The 26635-nt window shown below is 73.4% G+C and carries 23 protein-coding genes; 17 read left to right on the top strand and 6 right to left on the bottom strand.

All coding sequences use genetic code 11. The features are described from left to right. Positions 1–2 precede the first annotated feature (2 nt). From ACQP12_RS26230 to ACQP12_RS26210, 5 genes are all read right to left on the bottom strand, one after another. Positions 3–974 carry a TAXI family TRAP transporter solute-binding subunit gene (locus tag ACQP12_RS26230; RefSeq protein ID WP_433282808.1) on the bottom strand — a complete coding sequence of 324 codons (972 nt, stop codon included), beginning with the start codon at positions 972–974 and terminating at the stop codon, positions 3–5. Continuing rightward, positions 971–1363 carry a roadblock/LC7 domain-containing protein gene (locus ACQP12_RS26225; RefSeq protein ID WP_357939227.1) on the bottom strand — a complete coding sequence of 131 codons (393 nt, stop codon included), beginning with the start codon at positions 1361–1363 and terminating at the stop codon, positions 971–973. The genes ACQP12_RS26230 and ACQP12_RS26225 overlap by 4 nt, the downstream gene beginning before the upstream one ends. Beyond that, complete coding sequence (locus ACQP12_RS26220) at positions 1360–3774, bottom strand: sensor histidine kinase (protein WP_433282806.1); 2415 nt, start codon at positions 3772–3774, stop codon at positions 1360–1362. The genes ACQP12_RS26225 and ACQP12_RS26220 overlap by 4 nt, the downstream gene beginning before the upstream one ends. Before the next feature lie 66 nt (positions 3775–3840). Next, complete coding sequence (locus ACQP12_RS26215; RefSeq protein WP_433282804.1) at positions 3841–4860, bottom strand: TAXI family TRAP transporter solute-binding subunit; 1020 nt, start codon at positions 4858–4860, stop codon at positions 3841–3843. Continuing rightward, positions 4857–7004, bottom strand: coding sequence for a TRAP transporter permease (locus ACQP12_RS26210; RefSeq protein WP_433282802.1), 2148 nt, complete (start codon positions 7002–7004; stop codon positions 4857–4859). Before ACQP12_RS26210 ends, ACQP12_RS26215 begins: the two co-directional genes overlap by 4 nt. Before the next feature lie 399 nt (positions 7005–7403). Here ACQP12_RS26210 and ACQP12_RS26205 point away from each other — a divergent pair, with 399 nt between their 5' ends. The 3 genes from ACQP12_RS26205 (at position 7404) to ACQP12_RS26195 (ending at position 9501) form a co-directional block, all read left to right on the top strand. Next, entirely contained in the window at positions 7404–8336 is a 933-nt protein-coding gene (locus tag ACQP12_RS26205) for an ABC transporter ATP-binding protein (protein ID WP_357939236.1), read from the top strand. Positions 8337–8382: 46 nt separating this feature from the next. Next, entirely contained in the window at positions 8383–8952 is a 570-nt protein-coding gene (locus ACQP12_RS26200; RefSeq protein WP_357939238.1) for a hypothetical protein, read from the top strand. A gap of 141 nt (positions 8953–9093) precedes the next feature. After that, positions 9094–9501: a carboxymuconolactone decarboxylase family protein gene (locus tag ACQP12_RS26195; protein WP_433282798.1), complete on the top strand. Its 408-nt coding sequence runs from the start codon at positions 9094–9096 to the stop codon at positions 9499–9501. 286 nt (positions 9502–9787) lie between these two features. Here ACQP12_RS26195 and ACQP12_RS26190 read toward each other — a convergent pair whose 3' ends face one another. Next, positions 9788–10033 carry a flavin reductase gene (locus ACQP12_RS26190; protein ID WP_357939242.1) on the bottom strand — a complete coding sequence of 82 codons (246 nt, stop codon included), beginning with the start codon at positions 10031–10033 and terminating at the stop codon, positions 9788–9790. Positions 10034–10317: 284 nt separating this feature from the next. On the opposite strand from ACQP12_RS26190, the gene ACQP12_RS26185 reads away from it, so the two are divergent. The 14 genes from ACQP12_RS26185 to ACQP12_RS26120 all read left to right on the top strand — a co-directional run bounded on the left by ACQP12_RS26185 (position 10318) and on the right by ACQP12_RS26120 (position 26613). Continuing rightward, a complete protein-coding gene (locus ACQP12_RS26185; protein ID WP_433282796.1) occupies positions 10318–11121 on the top strand; it encodes a helix-turn-helix domain-containing protein in 804 nt (267 codons plus the stop codon). After that, positions 11112–11303, top strand: a complete 192-nt coding sequence (locus ACQP12_RS26180; protein WP_433282794.1) for a DUF397 domain-containing protein — start codon at positions 11112–11114, stop codon at positions 11301–11303. Before ACQP12_RS26185 ends, ACQP12_RS26180 begins: the two co-directional genes overlap by 10 nt. A 179-nt stretch (positions 11304–11482) precedes the next feature. Beyond that, a complete protein-coding gene (locus tag ACQP12_RS26175; RefSeq protein WP_433282792.1) occupies positions 11483–12277 on the top strand; it encodes an ABC transporter permease in 795 nt (264 codons plus the stop codon). A gap of 10 nt (positions 12278–12287) precedes the next feature. Beyond that, positions 12288–13094 carry an ABC transporter permease gene (locus tag ACQP12_RS26170; RefSeq protein WP_433282790.1) on the top strand — a complete coding sequence of 269 codons (807 nt, stop codon included), beginning with the start codon at positions 12288–12290 and terminating at the stop codon, positions 13092–13094. Between the two features lie 63 nt (positions 13095–13157). Next, the gene (locus ACQP12_RS26165) at positions 13158–14174 is read left to right on the top strand and encodes a YihY/virulence factor BrkB family protein (RefSeq protein WP_433282787.1); all 1017 of its coding nucleotides are present in this window, start codon (positions 13158–13160) and stop codon (positions 14172–14174) included. A 212-nt stretch (positions 14175–14386) separates the two neighbouring features. After that, a complete protein-coding gene (locus ACQP12_RS26160) occupies positions 14387–15565 on the top strand; it encodes an ROK family transcriptional regulator (RefSeq protein WP_357939256.1) in 1179 nt (392 codons plus the stop codon). 26 nt (positions 15566–15591) lie between these two features. Beyond that, the gene (locus tag ACQP12_RS26155; RefSeq protein ID WP_433282785.1) at positions 15592–17178 is read left to right on the top strand and encodes a sugar ABC transporter ATP-binding protein; all 1587 of its coding nucleotides are present in this window, start codon (positions 15592–15594) and stop codon (positions 17176–17178) included. Continuing rightward, the gene (locus ACQP12_RS26150) at positions 17175–18284 is read left to right on the top strand and encodes an ABC transporter permease (RefSeq protein ID WP_357939259.1); all 1110 of its coding nucleotides are present in this window, start codon (positions 17175–17177) and stop codon (positions 18282–18284) included. The genes ACQP12_RS26155 and ACQP12_RS26150 overlap by 4 nt, the downstream gene beginning before the upstream one ends. Positions 18285–18375: 91 nt before the next feature. Beyond that, positions 18376–19419: a substrate-binding domain-containing protein gene (locus ACQP12_RS26145; protein WP_357939261.1), complete on the top strand. Its 1044-nt coding sequence runs from the start codon at positions 18376–18378 to the stop codon at positions 19417–19419. A gap of 20 nt (positions 19420–19439) precedes the next feature. Beyond that, positions 19440–20645 (top strand): Gfo/Idh/MocA family protein, encoded by a 1206-nt coding sequence (locus ACQP12_RS26140; RefSeq protein ID WP_433282783.1) that lies wholly within the window; start codon positions 19440–19442, stop codon positions 20643–20645. Between the two features lie 257 nt (positions 20646–20902). After that, positions 20903–21502, top strand: coding sequence for an EboA domain-containing protein (locus ACQP12_RS26135; RefSeq protein ID WP_357939265.1), 600 nt, complete (start codon positions 20903–20905; stop codon positions 21500–21502). Continuing rightward, positions 21502–22317 (top strand): TatD family hydrolase, encoded by an 816-nt coding sequence (locus ACQP12_RS26130; RefSeq protein WP_357939267.1) that lies wholly within the window; start codon positions 21502–21504, stop codon positions 22315–22317. The genes ACQP12_RS26135 and ACQP12_RS26130 overlap by 1 nt, the downstream gene beginning before the upstream one ends. Positions 22318–22369: 52 nt before the next feature. Continuing rightward, a complete protein-coding gene (locus tag ACQP12_RS26125; RefSeq protein ID WP_357939269.1) occupies positions 22370–23491 on the top strand; it encodes a polyprenyl synthetase family protein in 1122 nt (373 codons plus the stop codon). A gap of 287 nt (positions 23492–23778) precedes the next feature. Continuing rightward, the gene (locus ACQP12_RS26120) at positions 23779–26613 is read left to right on the top strand and encodes an RICIN domain-containing protein (RefSeq protein WP_433282779.1); all 2835 of its coding nucleotides are present in this window, start codon (positions 23779–23781) and stop codon (positions 26611–26613) included. Positions 26614–26635: the final 22 nt, after the last annotated feature.

Below are 26635 nucleotides of genomic sequence, written 5' to 3'. Positions count from 1 at the left end.
CGTCAGCCGCTGCGGTAGAAGCGCGCCGCTCCCGGGTGCAGCGGGATGGGGTCGCTGGCGGCGGCGCTGTCCCGGGTGAAGTTCGCCGCCTCCGGGTGCACCCTGATCAGCTCGCCCTGCCAGGTGAAGAGCACCCGGGTCAGGTCGTACGCGAGCTGGTCCGGCATGTCCGCCGCCACGAGGATCACGTTCGCCACCGTGATGGTCGGGGTGGCCGCCGGGCTGCCGTAGATCTCCTTGGGCAGGATGGCCGTCGTGTAGACCGAACCGTACCGGGCGGCCAGCGGCTCGATCAGCTCGCTCAGCGGGAGCAGCCGGAACACCCCGGGCGCGCTGGAGAGCAGGTCCTTGACGCCCGGGGTGGGCAGGCCGCCGGAGAAGAACATCGCGTCGAGGCTGCCGGCCCGCATCCGTTGCACCGTCTCCGGCAGCGACAGGTTGAGCCGCTGGATGTCGCGGTCGGGGTTGATCCCGCCGGCGGTGAGCAGCCGCCCGGCGATGATGTCCGTGCCGGACTTCGGCGAGCCGGTGGAGATCCGCTTGCCGCGCAGGTCGGCGAAGCTGCTGATCTTGCCGTCGGCGCGGACGATCACGTGGGTGTAGTTGCTGTAGACCCGGGCCAGCGCGCGTACCGGCTGCGGCCGGCCCTCGAAGCCGCCCCGGCCGTTGACCGCGTCCGCCGCCGTGTCGGCCAGGCTGAAGGCGATCTCCATGTCACCACCGGCGAGCCGGGTGATGTTCTCCACCGAGGCGCCGGTCGGCTCGGCGCGCGCCTCGTAGCCGGGCAGGTGCCGGCTGATCAGGTCGGCGTAGCCGCCGCCGAGCTGGTAGTAGACGCCGGTGGTGTTGCCGGTGGCCAGGAAGATCCGGCCGTCGTGCCAGGCCCTCGGCCCGGGGTCGGCCCCGCCGCAGCCCGCGACCACCAGGACGGCCAGCAGGAGGGCGGCGACCACCCGCGGCGGGCGGGCGGTCACGGGCGGGCCGCCGGTTCCAGCGCCTCCGCCACCCGCTGCACCAGCGTCGCCGTCTCGTAGCCGATCTGGCCCAGGTCGCAGCCCGGCGCGGCGAGAACCCCGAGCAGCGCGCGCTCGCCGACCGCCATCACCAGCATCACCCCGCCGTCCATGTCGACGATCTGCTGGCGTACCCGGCCGGCGGACATCAGGCGGGCCGCGCCCACGGTCAGGCTCGCCAACCCGCTGATCACCGCGGCGAGCTGGTCCACCTGGTCGGGCGCGAGGTCGGGGGACGCGGCCAGCCGGAGGCCGTCCTCGGACACCGCGAGGGCGTGCGACACGTCCGGCACCTGCTCGGCGAAGTTCGCCAGCAGCCAGTCGAGCCCGGCGGTCACGGGTGGGGTCATGGATTTCTCCCGGTGGGTGTGGTGTTCGGGGCACGGCGCATCGCGCTGGCCACCCCCTCGGCGAGGGCGGACAGGCGGGCGCGTACCACCTCGGGGTCGAGCAGGTCGTCCGCGGGCCGGGGCGGCGGGGCGGTGGTGGGCAGCGGCGCGGGAAGCTGCCCGCCCCGGGTCCGGCGTGGCAGGCCGGCGCCGGTGGTGCCCGAGGGCGCCGGGGAACTCGCCGGCCGGATCCGGGCGGCGCTCGGCGCCAGCAGGGCCGCGCCCGGTGGGCGTACGGCGGCGACGCCCCGGACGGCGCCGGCGGGCAGGGGTGGTCCGCCGGCCACGGGCCCGGCGACGGTCGGCGCGGGGGTGGTGGCGACCAGATCCCGGGCGCCGGTGGCCGGCCGCGCCGGGGCCGGGCCGCTGGCGCGGGGCCGGAACCAGGGCGCCGGCCGGCCGGCCGGTCGGCCGTGCTCGGCGGCCGGGCGCCGGGTCACCGACTCGACGCGGGTGAGCACCGACTCGGGCACCTCCACCTGGGCGACCGTGCCGGTGCCGGTGTGGTGCAACTGCACCCGGATCCCGTGCCGGGCGGCCAGGTGGGCCACCACGTGCAGGCCCATGCTGCCGGCCGCGGCGCTGGACAGCGTGGCCGGCGCGGCGAGCCGCTCGTTGATGGTGGCCAGCCGGGTCTCGCTGATGCCGATGCCCTGGTCGTGCACCCGCAGGGTGAGGCCGTCCACGGTGCGCCGCCCGTCGACCAGCACCCGGGCGTCCGGCGGCGAGTAGACGGTGGCGTTCTCCAGCAGCTCGGCCAGGAGGTGCACCAGGTTGCCGGCCGCCGCGCCGTGCACGGCGGCGGTCGGCACGTCGATCTCCACCCGCGGGTAGTCCTCGATCTCGGAGGCGGCCGCCCGGATCACGTCGTCCAGGAGCAGCGCGCCCTCGTGCCCCCGGCCGGGCTCGCCACCGGCGAGGACCAGCAGGTTCTCCCCGTTGCGGCGCAGCCGGGCGGCAAGGTGGTCCAGGGCGAAGAGCCGGGCCAGCGCGTCCGGGTCGGTCTCCTCGCGTTCGAACTCGTCGAGCAGGCGCAGCTGGCGGGTGATCAGCGTCCGGATCCGGCGGGCCAGCGCCTCCGCCATCCGGGTCACGTCCAGCCGCAGCTCGGCCTGCTCACCGGCGAGCCGCAGCGCGGCCTTGTTGACCGTGTCGAACGCCTCGGCCACCTGGGCCACCTCGTCGCGGCCCCGGCGGATCCCGTCGGTCAGCCGGGTCGCCGTGCCCGCGCCCGGCGCGCCCTCGCCCGCCGCGATCGCGGTGATCCGGTCCGGCAGCTCCCGGTTGGCCATGGTGAGCGCCGCGACCCGCAGCCGGCGCAGCCGCCGGCTGGTCCGGACCGCCAGCAGCACGGCGGTGAGCAGCGAGCCGAACGCCACCGTGCTGGTCGCCCCGGCGGTGAGCAGGGCCCGCTGCCGGGCGGTCCGGGCCAGTGCGGCGGCGTCGCGGTCCAGCCCGTCGGAGAGTTCCCGGCCGAGCAGGTTGTAGCGGCGGATGGTGCCGCTCTGCGCCACGTACCAGGCGTCGCCGTCGGTCTTCAGCGACTCCGGCCCGCCGTCGCTGTCCAGGACGCCGTCGCGCATCCGCCGGGCCGTCTCCACGTCGGCCCCGCCGACCAGCCGGTACCAGGCGGAGTTGGCCGGGCCGGCGGCGATCCGGAGGAACTCGGCCTGGCGCTGCTCGCGGGCGCCCCGGAGCCGGCCGAGCCGGGCCAGCTCGCCCCGGACCAGCGTGCCCCGCACGAACACCCCGCGCAGCAGGTCGCGTTCCAGCGCCGAGAGGTGCTCCTGGGCGGCCACCGCGGCCACCTCGCGCGCCTCGTTGGCCAGTTCGGCGTCACGGAGCTGGGCGGGCAGCGCGTCGGCGACGGCGAGCAGCGACTCGACAAGACTCGCGTACGCCGGGTCGCCGCGGTCCCCGCCCAGCGCCAGGTCCCGCGTCGGCGCGAGCTGGCCGAGCCGCCCGTCCGCGTCGTTGAGCACCGGCGCCAGGTCCGGTGCGGCCCGCCGGGCGTCCCCGCTGGCCGTGCGGTACCGGGTCACCGCGGCGTCCACCCGGCGCCGCTGCGCGTCGACCAGTGGCCGGCCGGCGTTGCCGCCACGCTGGCGCAGCGCCGCCGTCTCGCCCAGTTCGCGTTCCAGCTCGTGCACCAGCCGCACGGTGGCGGTGGCGGTGCCGGCGAGCACGCGGGCCCGGTCGGCGTCGGCGGAGGCGTCCAGCGCGGCGCCGGTCTGGGCGGCGCCCAGCACCACCAGGCCGACCGTGGCCACCAGGATCGGCGCGAGCAGTTGCACCCGGACCGAGCGGAGGTGCCCGGTGCGGTCCGCGGGCCGGTGATGCCGGCGTACGCGGGCGGGGTGGGGCAGCGGCACGGGGGTCTCCCGGGTCGTTGTCGGGTGGCCGGGCCCGGACGGTGGGTCCGGGCCCGGCTCGTCGGGTCAGCTCGCGCCGAGGTCCTTGAGCGCCCGGTCCGCCCCGCGGTGCAGCCCCACCGGGTCGGTCTTGCGGGCGTTGGCCAGGTCGATGCCCTTGGCGGCCGGGTTGGCCTGGGCCAGGGTGTCCTTCTTCTCGAAGACCGTCTTCGTGATGGCGCAGGCCACGTCGGCGTCGAGGTTGTCGCGGACCAGCAGCACGTTGGGCACCACGATGGTGGGCACGTCGGCGGCGGTCCGGTAGACGTCCTTGCCGATGGTGCCGGCCTGGTACGCGGGGTTCAGCTCGGCCATCTTCGGCAGCAGCGGGCTGATGTCGATGAACTTCACCTTGTCGCCGGACGTGGTGAACAGGTCGGTCACCCCGCCGGTGGGCACGCCACCGGACCAGAAGAAGCCGTCGATGCTGCCGTCCTTCATCCCGTCGACGGTCTTGGTCAGGTCGAGCCGCTGCGCCTGGACGTCCTTGGCCGGGTCCAGCCCCGCGGCGGTGAGCAGCCGGTTGGCGATGACCTCGGTGCCGGACTTGGGCGACCCCGTGGAGATCTTCTTGCCCTTCATGCCGGCCACCGAGGTGATCCCGGAGTCGGCCCGAACGACCACCTGGGTGTAGTTGTCGTAGATCCGGGCGAGCGCCTTGACCGGCTGCGGGGACGTGAAGCTGTCCTTGCCCTGCACCGCGTTGACCGCGGTGTCGAAGAGGGAGAACGCCACGTCGTACTGGCCGGCCACGAGCTGCTCGACGTTCTGCACGGAGGCGCCGGTCTCGGCGGCGGTGCCGGTGAGCTTGCCACCGGTGGCCGCCGAGAGCTGGCCGGCCAGCGCGTTGCCGACCACGTAGTAGACGCCCGTGGCGTTGCCGGTCGCGATGCCGACCCGGGTGTCCTTGGTGACCTTGCAGGTGATCTCCCGGGCGGCGTCGTCCTTGGCCGCGCCGTCCTGACGGCCCCCGCATCCGGCGGCGCCGGCCGCGACCAGGGCCAGCGCCCCGACGCCCGCGGCGATCCGCACGTCGATCCGTCTCACTCTTTCTCCTCCCGGTGGTCCACCAATTCAGGGACCGACGGGCCGCCGGCGCGACCGGCGGAGCCACGTCGGACGAGCACGCCCGCGACGGCGAGCGCGGCGAGCACCGCGCCGACCGCGACGGGCAGGGGTTCCAGCCAGAGCAGCACCAGCCCGGCGACCGCGCCGAGGAGCCGCTCCGGTGTGCCGGCCGGACCGACGCCGGGCAGCCAGCCGCCCGCCGCCACGGCCAGCACGGTGACGCCGAGCGCCGAGACCACCGCGGCCACCGCGATCCGCCCGACCCCGCCGATGCCGAGCAGGCCGAGGCCGGTTGGCGTGATCACGAAGGCGATCGGGATGAGGTACGCGGGCAGCGCGTACCGCAGGGTCTGCCACATGGTCGGCACCAGCCGGCCGCCGGTGACGGCGGCGGCGGCCACCGCGGCGAGCGCGGTCGGCGGGGAGACCTCGGACAGCACCGCGAAGTAGAAGACGAACATGGCCGCGGCGGGGGCGGCGACGCCGAGGTGCAGCAGCGCCGGGCCGATGATCACCCAGCCGATCACGAAGGAGGCGGTGACCGGCACGGCCAGCCCGAGCAGGCTGAGCGCGACCGCGGCGAGCAGCGCCGTGAGGGTGAGCACCACGGCGGGCTCGGAGCTGACCTTCTGCGCCCCGCCGACCAGCAGCGCGGCGGCCTGCGGGCCGAGGCCGGTCTTGGTGGTGGTGGCGGTGATGATGCCGGCCGCGGCGCAGACCGCGCTCACCGCGAGCACCCCGCGTACGCCGCCGCTGAGCGCCTCGACGAGGCGGGCGGGGGTGAGCCGGTGCCGGCGGTCCAGGAAGGAGAGCGCGGCGGCCAGCACGGTGGCGATCACCACGGCCCGGGTGGCCGAGAGACCCAGGGCCAGCACCACGATGATCACGATGAGCGAGAGGAAGTGGTAGCCGAAGCGGAGCAGCAGCCGCCCGGCCGAGCCGGTGTCGATGACCACCGGGCGGACGCCGGAGCGCCGGGCGTCGATCTCGACGGAGAGCAGGATGCCCAGGTAGTAGAGGATCGTCGGCACGGTGGCCCAGCCGAGCACCTGCAGGTACGACACACCGAGGTACTCGGCGATGATGAACGCCGCGGCGCCCAGCGTGGGCGGGGAGAGGATCGCGCCGACGCCCGCGGCGGCCAGCATGCCGCCGGCCCGCTCGGGCGGGTAGCCGGCGCGGCGCAGGATCGGCCAGGTCACCGCCCCGATGCTGACCGTGGTGGCGGCGCCCGAGCCGGAGACCGTGCCGAGCAGGAAGCCGGAGGCGACGGCCGTGCGCCCGGCGGCGGTGCGGGAGCGGCGGAACGCGGCGGCGGAGAGTTCGACGAAGAACCGGCCGGCGCCGGAGAGGTCCAGCACCGCGCCGTAGATGGTGAACAGCACGATGTACGAGGCGGCCACGTCCAGCGGGGTGCCGTAGAAACCGCTGTCGGAGTTGTAGAACGCGTCGACCAGCTGGGCGAAGTCGAGCCCGGCGTGGGCCACCGGCCAGGACTGCGGCAGCAGCCCGCCGTAGTAGCCGTAGGCGAGGAACAGCAGGCAGACGGCCGGGAGGATCCAGCCGGTGGTGCGCCGGCACGCCTCCAGCAGCAGGAGCAGCAGCACGGTGCCCAGCACCACGTCCAGCGGCACGAGCAGGCCCTGCCGGTCGAGGAACGCGTCGTAGCCGCCACCGCCCGCGCCGAGGGTCACCGGCAGCACGGGGTAGAGGCAGGCGAGCAGCGCGACGGCGGCGAGCAGCCAGTCGGCCGGGCGGGGGCCGCGCCGCTCCGCCGGCTCGTCGTCCGCCGGCCGGCGGCGCAGCCGCACCCCGGAGGGGTACGCCAGGAACACCATCGGCAGCACGCCGGCGAGGAAGAAGATGAGGTAGTACTTGCTGCCCTGGGGAAGCGGGAAGAACACCTGCCAGAGCGCGAGCAGGGCGACCGCGAGGGTGCCGCCGGTGAACAGCAGCGCCACCGGTCCGGACAGCACCCGCCCCGGTTTCTCGTCCTCGAACCGGGCCGCCAGTTCCCGGGTGTCGTGGTGCGTTTCCACCGGCCCGTCGTCGGCCCACAGCGGGTCGGCGACCGCGCCGGAGTCGGGCGGGAGCGGCACCGGGGCGGTGTCCCTTTCGGACACCGGGGATTCCGCCGCGGGGGACCGGGGCGGCGGGGGAGTGGCGTCGGACGGGCGAACGGGCGGCACGAGGGGGCACGATACGCGAATCGTCTACATCATGGGAACATTGCCGGACGTGATTGCTTTGAGTGATCGGAATGAAGGGTTGCTCACTCACCGCACGCCAATTCCGAGCTGCCTTCACAATTGTCGCGGAAAAGCCGCAACAATGTTCCGGCAATTGCCCCGAGGGGGGCGGCAATCCGTCCACTATGGCGAGTTTTGGTCCGGTTCAACGACCACCCGGGCCCACCGGCCGGATGATCACCTTCCGTAGCGGGCGTCACACGCCGTGGCGGCCCGCCCGGGCCGGCGCGTTAACCGGTCGAGCCTGTCGGACCCGGCGGTTAGGGTCGGCCGGTGACCAGCGCGCAACCACTCATCCAGGCGCGGGGGCTGGTGAAGCGGTTCGGTGACTTCACCGCCGTCGACGGCATCGACGTCGAGGTGCGCCCCGGCGAGGCGTTCGGCTTCCTCGGGCCCAACGGCGCCGGCAAGTCCTCCACCATGCGCATGATCGGCTGCATCTCGCCGCCCTCCGGCGGGGAGTTGCGCATCCTCGGCATGGACCCGGTCCGCGACGGCCCGGCGATCCGGGCGCGGCTGGGGGTCTGCCCGCAGCTCGACAGCCTCGACCCCGAGCTCACCGTCCGGGAGAACCTGACCACCTACGCGCGCTATTTCGGCATCCCGCGCCGGGTGGCCCGCGAGCGGGCCGCCGAACTGCTCGACTTCGTCCAGCTCACCGAGCGGGCCGAGAGCAAGGTGGAGCCGCTCTCGGGCGGCATGAAGCGGCGGTTGACCATCGCCCGCGCGCTGGTCAACAACCCCGAGATCGTGCTGCTCGACGAGCCCACCACCGGTCTCGATCCGCAGGCCCGGCACCTGGTCTGGGAGCGGCTGTTCCGGCTCAAGCAGCAGGGCGTCACGCTGGTCCTCACCACCCACTACATGGACGAGGCCGAGCAGCTCTGCGACCGGCTGGTGGTGATGGACGGCGGCCGGATCGTCGCCGAGGGCTCGCCCCGGGCGCTGATCGAGCAGCACTCCACCCGCGAGGTGGTCGAGCTGCGCTTCGCGGCCGAGTCGCAGGAGGCGTTCGCCGGCAAGCTCGGCGGGCTGGGGGAGCGGGTCGAGGTGCTGCCGGACCGCATCCTGCTCTACGTTCCCGACGGCGACGCCGCGCTGGCCGAGGTGACCGCGCGCGGCCTCGTCCCGGCCAGCGTCCTGGTCCGGCGCAGCAGCCTGGAGGACGTCTTCCTCCACCTCACCGGCCGCACCTTGATCGACTAAGGTGGCGGGGTCCAGGGCGGATGGTCAACGGGGGTGTTCGACAGTGATGGGTCTGCCGCGGCGTCAGGCCGGGCTCACGGCGCTCTACCTCGGCGTGTTCGCCGCCGTGTGGTTCAGCGTTCCGAAGGCCGACCCGCCCTTGCGGTCGCTGCTGGTGGTGGGCAGCGTGGGTGCCCTGCTCGCGGCGGCCGTGGGCGCCGTGCTCGTGATCCGGGCCGGGCGACCGGCCGCGGGCGAGCGCGACCGGTCCGCCGACCGCCGCTACGGGCTCGTCGTCATCGCCGAGGTCGTCGTCGGCCTGGTCGGCGCCCTGATCCTGGCCGCCGCCGGGCTCACCGGCTACATCCCGGTGCTGGTCTGCGCCGTGGTCGGCATCCACTTCGTGCCGCTGGCCCCGGTGCTGCGTGACCGGCTGCTGGTGCCGCTCGGCGTGGCCGTCACGCTGGTCGCCCTCGCCGGCCTGGTCGTCGACCTCGTCTCGGGGGTGTCGGCCGGGCTGGTCGTCGGCACCGGCGCGGGCACCCTGCTCCTGGCCTACGCGATGCTCGCCCTGTTCCGCACGCGCGGCCGCGACCACCAGGCCGTCGGAGCTGAAGCCGAGCGCCAGGTCGCCTGACCGGCCGGCCGCCGGAAGCTGCGCCGTTTGTCCGGCCCGACCGCACCGGCCGGCCCGGCGGAAGCTGTGCCGTTTGTCCGGCCCGACCGCGGGTAACCGCGGCCAGCCGACCGGACGACTGGGCAGAGGTAGGACAGGGCCATGACCGGAGACGAACAATACGAGCGAGGTCTGGAGGCGCTGCGGGAGGCCGACAGCGGCGCCGGGCAGAAACTCCTGGAGGCGCTCGCCGACGTCTCACCCGAGCTGAGCTACCGGTCGGTCGCCTGGTCCTACGGCGACCTCTACGTCCGGCCCGAACTGGCGCGCCGCGACCGCGAGCTGATGTGCCTCGGCGTCCTCACCGCCCTCGGCGACACCGGGGCCCAGCTCGAGGTGCACGTCAACGGCGCGCTCAACGCCGGTCTCACGCCCTCCGAGATCGTCGAGGCGCTGCTCCAGGCGGTGGTCTACTGCGGGGTGCCACGGGCGGTCAACGCGACCCTCGTCGCCAAGAAGGTCTTCGCGGAACGCAACCTGCTCCCCGTCCGCCCCACCCCGGCCCGCTGACGCGGCAGCGGTTCCGCCAGCGCCCGGACCGGACAGGCGCCCCACGTCACGTCGGCCGGGCGGCGCGGATCTTGGAGAGCTATCGTCCGCAGCGAACGACAACTCGCCAAGATCCCCACGGCCGAGCGGGCAGGGCGACCGGCAAGGCCGAGGACCAGCCATCGACGGCGACCCCGTCGATCAAGAGGTTTGCGTCGCCCTCCGAGCGAATCCCGACGCAACCTTCTTGATCAACACCCCAGCGGGCCGAGGTTTCGCGCAGTGGCCGACGGTCGTCGAAGGGTTGTCACCGCGCCCGGGCCCAGGTGACGAAGCGATCGGCCAGCCGCTGCGGCGCGTCCCGCTCGTGCGGACCGGCCAGGTCCGCCGTCGCCTCGCACAGGAGCGTGCCGAGGTAGACCAGCAGGGCGATCCGGTCCTCGCGATACTCCCCGAGCAGCGCGAGCCGGGCCGGCGAGCACGGCCACGGGGCCCCGCACGCCCGGCAGCGCCAGGACGGCCGCGCCGCGACGTGCGGGCGGTAGCGGGGCATCAGCGCACGCCCTTCCCGCCGCCGCGCGGCGGCGGCGGCACGGTCGGGCGCCGCCAGAACCTGAGTCGCATGAGCTGGGCCTCCGTCGTGGGATGGGGGTGCCCGCGCACCTCGTCGTGCGCGGGCACCCCCGGCCTGGTTCCGCCCGCCGTCCGGTGCCCGTGAGCGGTTCCGCTGCGTGACAGTCTGGTGATCGGGCGACTACGGTGGGAGATCCCGCGCGCCGACGACCGGGGCGTACGGCGGCCGGCCCGGAGCGGTACGAGGATGTACGGAGGCTGTCCGTGGACCGTTCGTCCATGCTGGACCACTTCGCCGAGGAGTTGCGGCTGGCCCGCGCCACCAGTGGCCTGTCCCAGAGCGCGCTGGCCGAGGCCCTGAGCTACTCGGGGGCGCTCGTGGCCAAGGTGGAGACCTGCGAGCGCCGGCCGGGCCTCGACTTCGCCCGCCGGTGCGACACGGTGTTCGGCACGGAGGGGCGGTTCGAACGGATCCAGCGGCGGATCAGCCGCGAGACGGTGGTGCCGTGGTTCCGCGACTGGGCCGGCATCGAACAGGAGGCTCGTGCCCTGCGCACGTTCGAGCCGCTGTGTGTGCCTGGCCTGCTGCAGACCGAGGGCTACGCACGAGCCATCCACGCCGGCGGCGGCCTGTTCGCGGCGGACGAGATCGAGCGGCAGGTGGCGACCCGGTTGGACCGGCAGGCTGTGCTCACCCGTGACCGGCCGCCACTGCTCAGCGTGGTCGTGGACGAGTATGTGCTGCGCCGCCGGATCGGCGGGCCGGAGGTGATGCGTGAGCAGTTGCAGCACCTGGTGAAGCTGGGTGCCGCGCTGCCGCGGGTCCGTATCCACGTCGTGCCGATGTCGGCTGGCGCGTACCCTGGGCTCGCCGGACCCTTCGTGATCGCCACCTTGCCCGCCGGGGAGGACGTCGTCTACCTGGAGGGGCAACGTCACGGCCAGGTCGTGGACCGAACCGACTTCGTCCAGCAGATGGTCGAGGTGTGGGAGTCGATCCGGGGCGAGGCACTATCCCACCAGCAGTCCCTCGACCTGATGGCGGAAGTGGCGGAGACATGGACCTGAGCGGCGCCCGATGGCGCAAGAGCACCCGCAGCAGTGGCCAGGGCGGCAACTGCGTGGAGGTGGCGGGGAACCTTCCCGGCGTGGTCGCCGTCCGCGATTCCAAGGACCCGGCCGGTCCCGTGCTGACGTTCGGCCCGGACGCGTGGCGCGCGTTCATCACGCGGGTCGCCGTCCGGCCGTAGCATGCCCCCACCGATCTTGGACAGTTTCCGTTCGCGATGAACGGAAACTGTCCAAGATCCTCGTCGCGCGACCGAAAACCGTGGCGACACCCCTCCGTCGCCCGTCGTAGGGTGACCGGCGTCCTGTCGTACCCGAGCGGTAGGAAGGGCGACGTGGGCGGAGAACGGGGGTGGTCCGCGTGACCCTGGTGGCACGGTCCGGTCGGGCGCTGCCCCGGGTGCCGGCCCTGGCGGTGCTCTCCCACCACCTGGTCGGCTACCGCCGCACCTGGCGGGCCGGCGTCTTCTCGTCCTTCCTGCTGCCGGCGCTCACCGTGCTCGGCTTCGGCGTCGGTGTCGGCGCCTACGTCGACCGGGGCGTGGACGGCGTGCCCTACCTGGCCTGGCTGGTGCCCGGCCTCATCGCCTCCACCGCCTTCCAGGTCGCCGTCGGAGAGTCGACCTGGCCGGTGCTCAGCAACTTCCGTTGGATCCGCACCTACCACGCGCAGGTCGCGGCGCCGCTGCGGATCGGCGACATCCTGGCCGGGCACCTCGCCTTCGTGCTGTTCCGGGTGCTCACCAGCACGCTGGCGTTCCTGCTGGTGACGGCGCTGTTCGGGGCGCTGCGCTCGCCCTGGGCGGTGGCCGTCCTGCCGGTGAGCGTGCTGCTGGGCCTGGCGGTGGCCGCGCCGACCTTCGCCTACGCCGCCGCGGTGCCCGGCGACAGCTACCTGGCGCTGCTGTTCCGCTTCGCGATCATCCCGATGGCCCTCTTCGCCGGGGTGTTCTTCCCGGTCGAGTCGCTGCCGGTGGGGCTGCGCCAGTTCGCCTACGCGACCCCGCTCTGGCATGGGGTGGACCTGTGCCGGGCCGCCACGCTCGGCGTCGCTCCGCAGTGGTCGGTCACGGGCCACCTGCTCTACCTCGCGGTCTGGGCCGGCGCCGGCTGGTGGCTGGCCCGGCGCGTGTTCCAGCGTCAGCTCGTCGTCTAGGAAGGGTGTCGTGGTCGCTCTCGTCCTGCCCCGGCTGGTCAACCCGGCGGGGGCCCGCCGCTCGGCCTCGGTCGCCGAGCGGAACTTCACGGCCCTGCGCAGCGCCTACTGGCTGGTGCTGCTCTCCGGCTTCCTGGAGCCGGTGCTCTACCTCTTCTCGATCGGCGTCGGGGTGGGCGCGCTGGTCGGCGACCTGACCCTGCCCGGCGGCCAGGTGGTCTCCTACGCGGCGTTCGTGGCCCCGGCCATGCTCGCCTCGTCGGCGATGAGCGGGGCGCTCTCCGAGACCACCTTCAACTTCTTCGGCAAGATGAAATACATGAAGCTGTACGACGGGGTCATCGCGACCCCGGTGCAGCCGTTCGAGATCGCCCTCGGCGAGCTGGGCTGGGCGATGGTCCGGGGCAGCCTCTACTCGGCCGCGTTCCTGGTCATCATGGTGGCGATGGACCTGACCACCGCCGGCCGGGCCCTCGCCGCGTTCCCGGCCTCGGTGCTGGTCGGCTTCGCCTTCGGCGCGCTCGGCATGACCGTCTCCACGCTCATGCGCAGCTGGCAGGATTTCGACCTGATGGGGTCGGCCCAGTTCACCCTCTTCCTCTTCTCCGGCACGTTCGTCCCGGCCGAGGCCTACCCGGCGGTGCTGCGCTGGCTCGTCGAGCTGACCCCGCTCTACCGGTCGGTGCACCTGATCCGGGGCATCTCCGTGGGTGGGTCCGGCTGGTCCTGGCTGCTCGACGTGGCCTACCTGGTGGCGCTGACCGTCGGGATGCTCGCGCTCGCCTCCCGGCGGATGAGCAGGTTGCTGTACAAGTAGGTGGTTAAGCGGCCCTCCCCTCGGGGCATGTCGTGGGACGACACAGACGATGAGGGAGGGGCGATGGCCGCCGACGAGTCTTCCGCCCGGCACGGGCGCGACCGCACCGGGCCGGTGAGCCCGGACGAGGGGCCGGACAGTCCCACCGATCTGCCCGCCACGGGGTGGGTGGCGACGCTCAAGCGCACGGTGCGGGAGTTCCAGGACGACAGCCTGACCGACTGGGCCGCCGCGCTCACCTACTACGGGGTGCTGTCGATCTTCCCGGGCCTGCTGGTGCTGATCTCCCTGCTCGGCCTGCTCGGTAACAAGGCCAAGTCGGGGGTGCGCGACACCGTCGGCCAGGTGGTGCCGGAGGAGAACATCCGGACGATCATCGAGACGGCGATCGACCAGGCCGGCGCCTCCGGTGGCCTGGCCAGCATCGCGGCGATCATCGGTCTGCTGGCCGCCTTCTGGTCCGCCTCCGGCTACGTCGCCGCCTTCATGCGCGCCTCGAACAGCATCTACGACGTGCCGGAGGGGCGACCGATCTGGAAGACGCTGCCGATCCGGCTCGGCGTGACCGCGGTGATCGGCGTGATGCTCCTGGTCAGCGCGGTGATCGTGGTCTTCACCGGTGGTCTCGCCGAGCAGGCGGGCAACGCCATCGGGCTGGGCTCGACCGCCGTCACGGTGTGGAACATCGTCAAGTGGCCGGTGCTGCTCGTGCTGGTCAGCCTGATGTTCGCGATCCTCTACTGGGCCTCGCCGAACGCCCGGCACGGCGGGTTCCGCTGGGTCAGCCCCGGCGGGATCCTGGCCGTGGTGATCTGGCTGGTCATCTCGGGCCTGTTCGCCCTCTACGTCAGCAACTTCGCCTCGTACAACAAGACCTACGGCGCGCTGGCCGGCGTGATCGTTTTCCTGGTCTGGCTCTGGCTCAGCAACATCGCCATCCTGCTGGGCGCGGAGTTCGACGCCGAGCTGGAGCGCAGCCGCGCCATCGAGGCCGGGCACCCGGCCGACGAGGAGCCGTACGTCGAGCTGCGCGACGACCGCAAGCTGAAGAAGAAGCGCAACGCCGCCACCCGGCGCTGACCGGCGGGCGACGCAGGCCGCCCCCACCGCGCTCGGCGCGGCGGGGGCGGCCCCTTTTCATGATCCACTCTTTGCTTTTGCTCAGATGGACAAAAGTTTCGACCGGATGTGCCGAAGCTATGGACACGTGACCCGGAAGACTCCTACTGTGTCGGACACGACACATCGCCGTTGCGCCGATGTGAACGACTCCGATGCGGAGGTGAGTCCCGGTGCGGACGGTCGACCCGCTGCACGTGCAGCTCCTGCGAACGCTCCGGGACGAGGGGGCGGTCTCCCGCGCCGAGCTGGGCGACCGGCTCCAGATGCCCCGCCCGCGCCTCCTCGCCGAGCTGGAGCGGCTGGTCAACCTCGGCTACGTGGCCGAAGCCGGGCTGGCCGCCTCCCGGGGCGGGCGCCGGTCCACCCTTGTCGAGCTGAGCCCGCACCTGCGCTTCGCCGCGGTCGACCTGGGCGCCAGCTCGATCGACGTCGAGGTCGTGAACGGCCGGCTGGAGCCGGTGGCCGCCTACACCGAGCCCGCCGACATCCGCTCCGGCCCGAAGGTGACCCTCCAGCGGGTCAACGAGCTGCTGCACAAGGCCAAGGTGGACGGCGCGTACGAGCGGCTCGACGCCATCGGCATCGGCGTGCCGGGACCGGTCAGTTTCCGGGACGGGGTGCCGGTCTCGCCGCCCATCATGCCGGGGTGGGACCGCTACCCGGTGCGGGAGCTGCTCACCCGCGAGCACGGCTGCCCGGCGGTGGTCGACAACGACGTCAACATCATGGCGATCGGCGAGCGGCACGGCGGCGTCGCCCACTCGGTGGACGACTTCCTGTTCATCAAGATCGGCACCGGCATCGGCTGCGGCATCTACCTCAACGGCGAGGTCTACCGGGGCACCGACGGGTGCGCCGGCGATATCGGCCACATCCAGGTCGACCCGAACGGTCCGATGTGCTCCTGCGGCAACCTCGGCTGCCTGGAGGCGGTGTTCAGCGGGGCCGCGCTGGCCCGGGCGGCCACCGCCGCGGCCCGCGCCGAGGTGTCGCCCGCGCTCACCGAACGGCTCGCCGCCCGGGGCGCGGTGACCGCGCTGGACGTTGCGCAGGGGGCGGTCGAGGGGGACGTCACCTGCATCCAGCTCATCCGCGACGGCGGGCGGCGGGTCGGCAGCGTGCTGGCCGGCCTGGTCAGCTTCACCAACCCGTCGATGATCGTGATCGGTGGCGGGCTCGCCCAGCTCGGCCACATCCTGCTCGCCGAGATCCGCAGCGTGGTCTACCGCCGCTCGCTGCCGCTGGCCACCGGCAACCTGCCGGTCGTCCTCTCCGAGCTGGGTCCTCGCGCCGGCGTCGCCGGCGCCGCGGTGCTCGCCAGCGACCTCGCCTTCGGCGAAGCCGCATGAGCGCGAGGAGCGAGCCGGGAGGCGACATGAACGACAGCGAGGAGGCCGAGGTGACAAACGAACCGCTCGTCGAGGCGCCCGCCGACACCGTCGCGGGCGAGGTCGTGCTGCGCCTCACCGACGTGGTCAAGACCTTCCCGGGCGTACGCGCGCTGGACGGGGTGCAGCTGGAGGTGCGGGCCGGCGAGGTGCACTGCCTGCTCGGGCAGAACGGCGCCGGCAAGTCCACGCTCATCAAGGTGCTCGCCGGGGTGCACCGGCCGGACTCCGGCGAGGTGGTGTGGCGCGGCGAGCCGGCGGCCTTCGCCAACCCGCAGGCCGCCATGCGGGCCGGGATCGCCACCATCTACCAGGAACTCGACCTGGTCGAGGACCTGTCGGTGGCGGAGAACGCCTTCCTCGGCCACGAGCCGCGCCGGCTCGGTTTCGTCCGGCGGGGGCACATGGCCCGGCGTACCCGGCAGATCCTGGCCCGGCTCGGCCACCCGGAGATCCCGCCCGGCCGGCTGGTCCGCCACCTGCCGGCCGCCGGCAAGCAGATCGTCAGCATGGCCCGGGCGCTCTCCCACGAGGCCCGACTGATCATCATGGACGAACCGAGCGCGGTGCTCGCCCACGACGAGGTGGGCAACCTGTTCCGCATCATCCGGGAGCTCACCGCGCAGGGCATCGCGGTCATCTACATCTCCCACCGGCTGGAGGAGATCCGCGAGATCGGCGACCGGGTCACCGTACTCAAGGACGGCCGGACCACGGCGGCGAACCTGCCGGCCCGCGAGACACCGACCCGCGACCTGGTCGCCCGGATGACCGGCCGGACCATCGAGTACGTCTTCCCGGACCGCCCCGCCGACGACCCCGACGGCACGGAGCTGCTGCGGGTGGAGGGGCTGACCCGGCACGGCGAGTTCGCCGACGTGTCGCTCGACGTGCGGGCCGGGGAGATCGTCGGCATCGCCGGGCTGGTCGGCTCCGGCCGCTCCGAGCTGCTGGAGACGATCTACGGGGCCCGCCGTGCGCAGGCCGGCACGGTCCGGATGGGCGGCCGGACGCTGCGCCCGGGCAGCGTCGGCGCGGCCGTGAAGGCCGGCATGGGGATGGCCCCCGAGGAGCGCAAGAGCCAGGCCCTGCTGCTCGGCGAACCCATCTACCGCAACGTCACGCTGGCGACCTTCGGCCGGTACGCCCGCCTCGGCTTCACCGACGCCGCGCGGGAACGGGCCGCGGCGGACCGGATCGCCGCCTCGCTGGACCTGCGCCCCCGCGACGTCCGGCGGGCGGTGCGCACCCTGTCCGGCGGCAACCAGCAGAAGGTGGTGGTCGGCCGGTGGCTGCTCGGGAACACCCGGCTGCTGCTGCTCGACGAGCCGACCCGGGGCGTGGACGTGGGCGCCCGGGCCGAGCTCTACCAGGTGATCCGGGAACTCGCCGCGCGGGGCGTCGGGGTGCTGCTGGTCTCCAGCGAGGTGCCCGAGGTGCTCGGCCTGGCCGACCGGGTGCTGGTGATGCGGGAGGGCCGGGTGGTCCGCGAGGCCCCGGCCGGCGAACTCGACGAGAACACCGTGCTCGACCTCGTCATGGCGGGGTCCCTCATGGAAGGCGCGCCAGCATGAGCGACACGACACCCACGGCGACGCCGGAGCGGGCGGGCGAACTGCCGGCCCAGTCGCCGCCGGTCGACCCGGCCGAGACCGCGAAGGCCGGCGCGTCGGCGCGGCTCTCCTGGTGGCGGGGCGACGGCGGGGAGGGCGCCAAGCGCAACCTCGGCCTGCTGGCGACCCTGGTGGTGCTGGTGGTCATCGGCATCCTGACCCGCCCCGACCTCTACGGCGATGCGAGCTGGGTGTGGGGCAACACGCTCACCATCCTGAAGCTCGCCTCGGTGGTCGGCGTGGTCACCGTCGGCATGACCTTCGTGATCATCGGTGGCGGCATCGACCTCTCGGTCGGCGCGATCGTCGCGCTCGCGGGGGTCTGGTGCACCACGGTCGCCACCCAGAGCTACGGCGCCGGCGGCATGATCTTCAGCGCGCTCACCGTCGGGGTCGCGGTCGGCGTGGTCAACGGCCTGCTCATCTCGTACGGGCGGCTGGTGCCGTTCATCGCCACGCTGGCCATGATGGTCGCCGCCCGCGGCCTGGCCGCCGAGATCTCCGACAAGCAGACCCAGGTCTCCAACGACAGCTTCATCAACGGCATCGCCACCGTGAAGCTGCTCGGCATCCCGCTGCTGGTCTACATCCTCGCCGCGGTGGTCCTGGCCGGCTGGGTGCTGCTCAACCGGACCACCTTCGGCCGCCGCACGGTGGCCGTCGGCGGCAACCCCGAGGCGGCCCGGCTCGCCGGCATCGACGTCCGCCGGCACACCGTGCTTCTCTACGCGCTCTCCGGCCTCTGCTGCGGCATCGCCGCCATCATGCTGACCGCGCAGGCCACCTCCGCCCAGGCGGCGATGGCCAACCTCTACGAGCTGGACGCGATCGCCGCCGCGATCATCGGCGGCACGCTGCTCAGCGGCGGGCGGGGCACCATCATCGGCTCCCTGCTCGGCGTGATCATCTTCTCGACGATCACCAACCTCTTCGCCATCAACGGCCTCTCCACCGAGGCCCAGAACATGGTCAAGGGCGGCATCATCGTCGCGGCCGTCCTGGTCCAGCAGGTGCAGTTCCGCAGCCTCTCCCAGTTCCTCGCCCGCAACCGCGCCACCACCACCTGATCCCATCGCGTCCGCCAGGCCGCCGTCATCCGACGGTGGCCCGGCCCGCCGCACCCGAAAACACCCCACCACCTCATTTCAGGAGGCCGTCATGACAAGTGACCTGTCGCGCCGCCGGCTGCTCTTCGGCGGCGCCGCGCTCTCCGCCGGCGTGCTGCTCGCCGGCTGCACCAGCAACGAGAAGACCCCGACCGAGGCCCAGACCAAGGCCGCGGCGACCGGCGCCAACAGCGAGCCGGGCAAGAAGGTGACCATCGGCTTCTCGGCCCCGGCCGCCGACCACGGCTGGATCGCCGCCATCACCAACAACGCCAAGGCACAGGCCGGGGCGTACTCGGACGTGGAGCTGAAGAGCGTGGAGGCCGGCGCGGACGCGGCGGCCCAGCGCGCGGCGCTGTCCACCCTGATCTCCCAGAAGCCCGACGTGATCGTGCTGCTGCCGCACGACGGCAAGGAGCTCAACGCGTTCGGCCTGGAGGCCATGAAGGCCGGCATTCCGGTGGTCAACCTCGACCGGGCCTTCCCGGACGCGCGGGCCTACCGGCTCCAGATCAAGGGCGACAACTACGGCATGGGGGTGGCCGCCGCCACCTACATCGCCGAGCAGCTCAAGGCCAAGGGCGTCAGCAACCCGGTCATCGGCGAGATCCCCGGCATCGACTCGCTGGAGCTGACCCAGGAACGTTCCAAGGGCTTCGCCGACACGCTGGCCTCGCTCGGCTTCAAGGTGGCCAACCGCCGCCCGGCCGAGTTCACCGCCGACTCGGGCCAGCAGGCCGCCACTGGCCTCTTCCAGGCGCTCCCCAAGATCGACGCGCTCTGGAACCACGACGACGACCAGGGCATCGGTGTGCTCGCCGCGGTCAACCAGGCCAACCGCAAGGAGTTCTTCATGGTCGGCGGCGCCGGCTCGAAGAAGGCCATGGAGGACATCGCGGCCGACAACACGGTGCTGAAGGCCACCGTCACCTACAGCCCGTCGATGGCCTCCTCGGCCATCTCCCTGGCCCGCCTCATCGGCCAGGGCAAGGGCATGTCCGACCTGGTCGAACTCCAGGTACCGAAGGAGATCGTCCTCGCCTCCGAGACGATCACCAAGGAGAACGCGAGCAGCTACCTGAAGCTCGGGTTCTGACACACGGGGGGAGACCCACCTTGTCCACTCACGACAACGTCCTGCGCGTCGGCATGGTCGGCTACGCGTTCATGGGCGCCGCGCACTCCCAGGCGTGGCGCACCGTGAACCGCGTGTACGACCTGCCGGCGCAGGTGCGGATGGCGCTGGTCTGCGGCCGGGACGAGCCGAAGGTGGCCGAGGCCGCCAGCCGGCTCGGCTGGGACGGGCACACCACGGACTGGCGGCGGCTCGTCGAGTCCGACGAGATCGACGTGGTCGACATCTGCACACCGGGGGACAGCCACTGCGAGATCGCCCTCGCCGCGCTGGCCGCGGGTAAGCACGTGCTGTGCGAGAAGCCGCTGGCCAACACCGTCGAGGAGGCCCGGGAGATGGCGGCCGCCGCCGCCCGGGCCCGGGCCGCCGGGGTACGCGCCATGTGCGGCTTCAACTACCGCCGCGTGCCCGCGGTCGCCCTGATGCGGCAGCTCGTCGCCGACGGGCGGCTCGGCGAGATCCGGCACGTCCGGGCGGTCTACCTCCAGGACTGGATCGTGGACCCGCAGTTCCCGCTGGTCTGGCGGTTGCAGAAGGACAGGGCGGGCTCCGGCGCGCTCGGCGACATCGGCGCGCACATCATCGACCTGACCCAGTACGTGACGGGGCAGCTCATCACCGGGGTCAGCGCGGTCACCGAGACGTTCGTCAAGGAACGGCCGCTGCCGGTCGGGTCGAGCGGCCTGGCCGCGCAGGCCGACGGCAACGGCCGGGCGACCGGCCGGGTCACCGTGGACGACGCGGCCGCCTTCGTGGCCCGGCTCGACGGCGGTGCGCTCGCCACCTACGAGGCGACCCGCTTCGCCACCGGACGCAAGAATGCCCTGCGTGTCGAGATCAACGGCTCGCTGGGCAGCGTGGTGTTCGACCTGGAACGCCTCAACGAGCTGGAGTTCCTCGACGCCACCCGACCGGCGGCCGAGCAGGGCTTCAGCCGGATCCTGGTGACCGAACCGGAGCACCCGTACCTGTCGGCGTGGTGGCCGCCCGGCCACATCATCGGCTACGAGCACTCCTTCACCCACCAGATGCGCGACTTCGTCGAGGCGGTCGCCACCGGCGTCGACCCGACGCCGTCGTTCGCCGACGCGTTGCAGGTCCAGCTCGTGCTCGACGCGGTGACCCGCTCCGCCGAGCGGGCCGCGTGGACGGAGGTGGAGCCCGCGCTGGCCGAGGTGGCCGCCTGACCGACCCGTACCCGCGGCGCCCCGCGCGCCGCCCGAAGGGCTTTCCGGTGCCGACCGGCGAGGGCCCGCCGCGGTTGCGCCCCGCGGCGGGGACGAGGTCGGCCCCGGGGAGCGTGCCGCCGCAGGAGAACCCGCGGCCGGTACGACACAGCACGGCCGTCCGGTGCGGCCGGACCGGGATTCCCCGGCCGCACCGGCCGACCGGCCCGACGACGCCGGGGCGAACACCTGTCGCCCGGCTCAGAGGGGAGGACGGCATGACACCCCACCGACTGCGCGCCGCGCTGCGGGGCGTACCCGATCCGCGCTGGCTGGACGCGGCCCTGCGCCGCGTCGCGACCGATCCCGCGGCGATCCCGCGGCTGTTCGCCGCCGCGGCCCGCAAGTGCGGCCGGGGGCCGCTGCCCGACCCGCCGGGCTGGACCGTCGACGAGGCCGCCCGGGCGCTGCTGCTCGCCGCGCTCCCCGCCGACCACGCGGGCGCGGCCGAGGCGCTCTACCGGCACGGCGACGCCGCCGAGAAGCGGGCCGTGCTGCGGGCCCTGCCGCTGCTGCCCATCGGGGCGGAGTGCGTGCCGCTGCTGCACGACGCGATCCGCACCGACGACACCCGGCTGCTGGCCGCCGCCCTCGGACCCTACGCGCGGCACCTGGAGCAGCCGGCCTGGCGTCAGGCGGTGCTCAAGTGCGTCTTCACCGGCGTGCCGCTGGCCGTCGTCGACGACCTGGCCGCCCGGGCCGACGGCGAGCTGGCCGCCATGCTGGCCGGGCTCGCCGCGGAGCGGCACGCGGCCGGCCGGAGCATGCCGGCCGACGCCGCCGAGCTGCTCGACCGGCTCGGCGCCCGGGAGGCCTGATGCGCATCTTCGACCCGCACGTCCACATGACCTCGCGGACCACGGACGACTACGAGCGGATGGCCGCCGCCGGGGTACGCGCCGTCGTGGAGCCGGCGTTCTGGCAGGGCCAGCCGCGCACCAGCGTGGACACCTTCGTGGACTACTTCGACTCGCTGGTCGGGTGGGAGCCGTTCCGGGCCGGCCAGTTCGGCGTCCGGCACCACGCCACCGTGGCGCTGAACCCGAAGGAGGCCAACGACCCGCGCTGCCGCCCGGTCCTCGACGTGCTTCCGCGCTACCTGGACAAGGACGGCGTGGTGGCGGTCGGCGAGATCGGCTACGACTCGATGACCCGGGCCGAGGACGCCGCCTTCGCCGGGCAGCTCGCCCTGGCCGTGGCGCACGACCTGCCCGCTCTCGTGCACACCCCGCACCGGGACAAGGCGCGGGGCGTCGAGCGCACGCTGGCCGTGGTCGCCGAGTCCGGCATCGACCCGGGGCGGGTGCTGGTCGACCATCTCAACGAGGTCACCGTGGAGCTGGTGCGGGACACCGGTTGCTGGCTCGGCTTCTCGATCTATCCGGAGACGAAGATGTCGCCGCCGCGGATGGTCGAGCTGCTGCGGGCGTACGGGACCGAGCGGATGCTGGTCAACTCGGCCGCCGACTGGGGGCGCTCGGATCCGCTGCTCACCCGGGCCACCGGGGAGGCCATGCTGCTCGCCGGTTTCACCGAGGACGACGTGGACCGGGTGCTGTGGCGCAACCCGGTCGAGTTCTACGGCCAGTCCGGCCGGCTGGACCTCGCCGACCTGGGTGGGCTCGGAGGCTGAACGGGGCTGTCCGGTGGAGTCCACGGGACAGGCACACGCGGTATTGTCAGCCATGGATACCGACCGGCTCGGGATCTGCCTGGAAGCGGCGCCTCGGAAGGCGCCGACCGTCACCGCCGAACCGACCGATCCGGCCCTGCTGCGGGCCCGCTTCGACGCCGCGCTCGCCGCGTTCCTGCACGAGCGCCGGCCGGGCCGGCCGGGCGACGACGGCACCGACCCCGTCCACACCGTCCTCCGCCGGTTCGTGCTGGCCGGCGGCAAGCGGCTGCGGCCCCTGTTCTGCTACTGGGGCTGGCGGGGCTTCGGCGGCACCGACGGCACCCCGATCGTGGTGGCCGCCGCGGCGCTGGAGCTGTTCCACGCCTTCGCGCTGATCCACGACGACATCCTGGACCGCAGCGACCGCCGGCGCGGCCGGCCCACCGTGCACCGGGTCTTCGCCGAGCAGCACGCCCGGGCCGGCTGGCGCGGCGACCCGGAGGCGTACGGCCGGCAGGCGGCCCTGCTCTGCGGCGACCTCTGCGCCGCCTGGTCCGGGCAGATGTTCCACGGCTGCGGGCTGGACGCCGAGCGGCTGCGCCGGGGACACGCCCTGCTCGCGCGGATGCGGGCCGAGGTGATCGCGGGGGAGTACCTCGACGTGGTGGCCGCGGCCGGTGACGGCTCGGTGGAGAGCGCCCTCGCGGTGGTGCGGCTGAAGACGGCCCGCTACACGGTGACCCGCCCGGTGCAGCTCGGCGCGGCCCTGGCCGGGGCGGCCCCGGACGTGGTGACCGCGCTGTCCGGGTTCGGCGATCCGCTCGGGGACGCCTTCCAGCTCCGCGACGACGTGCTCGGCGTCTTCGGTGACCCGGCGGTGACCGGGAAGTCCAACCTGGACGACCTGCGGGAGGGCAAGCCGACCGTGCTGCTGGCGCTGGCCCGGGCGGCCGCGGGGCCGGCCGGGGTGGCGCGGTTGCGGGCGCTGGTCGGCGATCCGGCCCTGGACCCGGCGGGCGCCGCCGAGGTGCGCGGGATCGTGGAGGCCTCCGGTGCGCGCGCGGCGGTGGAGCGGATGATCCGGTCCCGGGCCGACGCGGCCCTGACCGCGCTGCACCGGCTGCCGCTGGCGGAGCCGGCCCGGGTGGCGCTGGCCGAGCTGGCGGCCCGGGCCGTAAACCGGCGCCGCTGACCCGACTTTTGTCGCTCATTGACGAAAGTCGTTCCGGAACCAGCGGAAGCTATGGACAGGCAGATCGAAAGGTCTTAATGTCGTGCGCAAGCACAGAGCTGTTTCGTCGAGGTGAACCGCCCGCACCCCCGGCACCCTCGTCGAGGTGACCGCCGGCCGGCCGCAACCACCGGTGGTCACGGCCCACCGAGCCGCACCCGGCGGGCCCGGCGCAGCATCCCCGCACGGCATCCGGCGCGACGCGCGCCCGATCCAGGCTGCGCGCGTCAGGAAGGGACAGCAGAGGCATGTCCAGCCCTCACCACACCCCCACCCGACGATGGCTCCCCGCCGGATCGGCGCTGCTGCTCGCGGCGGCCGCCGGCGCGGTCGGCCTGGCCGCGACCCCCGTCCCGGCGTCCGCGCACCCCATCCCGGCGAGCGACTTCCAGCAGGTCGAACTCGCCCGCGGCGTCGCCGAGACCGGCGAACCGATGTCCCTCGCGGTGCTGCCCGACCGCTCGGTCCTGCACACCGCCCGCAACGGCACGCTGCGGCGCACCGACGCCGCCGGCGTCACCACCGTGATCGGCACCCTGCCGGTCTACAGCCACGACGAGGAGGGCCTCCAGGGCGTCGGGGTCGACCCCGGCTTCGCGAGCAACCGGCAGATCTACCTCTACTACGCGCCGCCGCTGTCCACGCCGGCCGGGGACGCGCCGGCCACCGGCACCGACTTCTCCGCCTGGCAGGGCGTCAACCGGCTCTCCCGGTTCAACCTCAACGCCGACTTCACGCTCAACCAGGCCAGCAAGGTCGACGTGCTGGACGTGCCGGCCGACCGCGGGCTGTGCTGCCACGTCGGCGGCGACATCGACTTCGACGCCGCGGGCAACCTCTACCTCTCCACCGGCGACGACACCAACCCGTTCGACTCCGCCGGCTACGCGCCGCTCGACGAGCGGACCAACGGCAACCCCGGGTACGACGCGCAGCGCAGCGCCGGCAACACCAACGACCTGCGCGGCAAGATCCTGCGGATCAAGGTCAACGCCAACGGCACGTACGCGATCCCGGCCGGCAACCTCTTCCCGCCCGGCACCGCGCGGACCCGCCCCGAGATCTACGCCATGGGCTTCCGCAACCCGTTCCGGATGAGCGTCGACCGGGCCACCGGGATCGTGTACGTCGGCGACTATGGCCCGGACGCCGGCACCAGCTCGGCCCGCGGCCCGTCGGGCCAGGTCGAGTTCGACCGGGTCACCGGGCCGGGCAACTACGGCTGGCCGTACTGCACGGGCACCAACACGGCGGCCGAGACGTACGCCGAGTGGGACTTCGCCGCCGGCACCGCGGGCTCGAAGTACAACTGCGCGGGCGGCCCGACGAACAACTCGTTCCGCAACACCGGCCAGAGCACCCTGCCGGCCGCGAAACCGGCCTGGATCCGGTACGCGGGCGACGCCGGCAGCCCGCCCGAGTTCGGCGGCGGCTCCGAGTCGCCGATGGCCGGCCCGGTCTACCGCTACGACGCCGCCAACCCGTCCACCACGAAGTTCCCCCAGTCCTTCGACGGGCAGTTCTTCGCCACCGAGTTCGGCCGCGGCTGGATCAAGCCGATCCACCTCAACGCCGACGGCTCGCCCGGCGCCATCGACGCCTTCGGCTGGACCGGCAAACAGGTGATGGACTCCGCGTTCGGGCCGGACGGCGCCTACTACGTGCTCGACTACGGCACCGGCTACTTCAACGGCGACGCCAACTCGGCGCTGTACCGCTTCGACTACCTCGGCGGCGGCAACCGCGCCCCGGTGGCCCGGGCCGCCGCCGACCGGACCTCCGGCACGGCCCCGCTGGCGGTCGCCTTCTCCTCGGCCGGCTCGTCCGACCCGGAGGGCGGGGCGCTCACGTACGCGTGGGCGTTCGGCGACGGCGGCACCTCGACGGCGGCCAACCCGTCGCACACCTACACGGCCAACGGCCGGTACACCGCCACGCTGACCGTCCGGGACCCGCAGGGCGCCACCGGCACCGCCAGCGTGGCCGTCACCGTCGGCAACACCGCGCCGACGGTCACCGTGAACAGCCCGGGCAACGGGCAGCTCTTCTCCTTCGGCGACACCGTGCCGTTCCGGATCACCGTGACCGACCCGGAGGACGGCACGATCGACTGCACCAGGGTCAAGATGACCTACGTGCTCGGCCACGACCAGCACGGCCACCAGATCACCTCGGCCACCGGCTGCACCGGGTCGATCGGCATCCCCGTCGACGGCGAGCACGACGACGCCGCGAACATCTTCGCGATCTTCGACGCCGAGTACACCGATTCCGGCGGCCTGACCACGCACACCCAGCACACCCTCCAACCCCGGCACCGGCAGGCCGAGCACTTCAGGACCTCGGCCGGGATCAACACCTTCGACAAGGCGACCGCCGAGGGCGGCCGGACCGTCGGCGACATCCACAACGGGGACTGGATCGCGTTCGAGCCCTACCAGCTCGGCAACGTCACCGGGTTCAGCGCCCGGGTCTCCTCGGCCGGGGTGGGCGGCACCCTCCAGGTGCGGGCCGGCTCGGCGACCGGCACCGTGCTCGGCTCGGCCACCGTGCCGGTGACCGGTGGCTGGGACACGTTCACCACGGTGACCGGCGCGGTCGCCAACCCGCCCGCCGGGACCACCACGCTCTACCTCACCTTCGCGGGCGGCGCCGGCGCCCTCTACGACGTCGACTCGTTCACGCTCACCACGTCCGGCGTGCGCACCGGGCCGGTGCGCGGGCTGGCCGGCAAGTGCCTCGACGTGCGCAACGCCGCGACCGCCGACGGCACGCAGGTCCAGCTCTACACCTGCAACGGCACCACGGCGCAGAGCTGGACGGTGACGCCGAACTCGACGATCAAGGCGCTGGGCAAGTGCCTGGACGTCTCCGGCGGTGCGACCGCCGACGGGACGAAGATCCAGCTCTGGACGTGCAACGGCACGGGAGCACAGAACTGGTCGGCGCAGGCCGACGGCACGCTGCGCAACCCGCAGTCCGGCAAGTGCCTGGACGTCTCCGGCAACAACTCCGCCGACAGCACCCCCGTACACCTCTGGACCTGCACCGCCGCGGCGAACCAGAAGTGGATCCTGCCCTGATCCGACGGTGCGGGGCCGGGTG

It is taken from the genome of Micromonospora sp. CA-244673 (assembly GCF_050948395.1).
Taxonomy (GTDB): domain Bacteria; phylum Actinomycetota; class Actinomycetes; order Mycobacteriales; family Micromonosporaceae; genus Micromonospora.
This window is presented reverse-complemented; position numbering and strand designations above follow the sequence as displayed.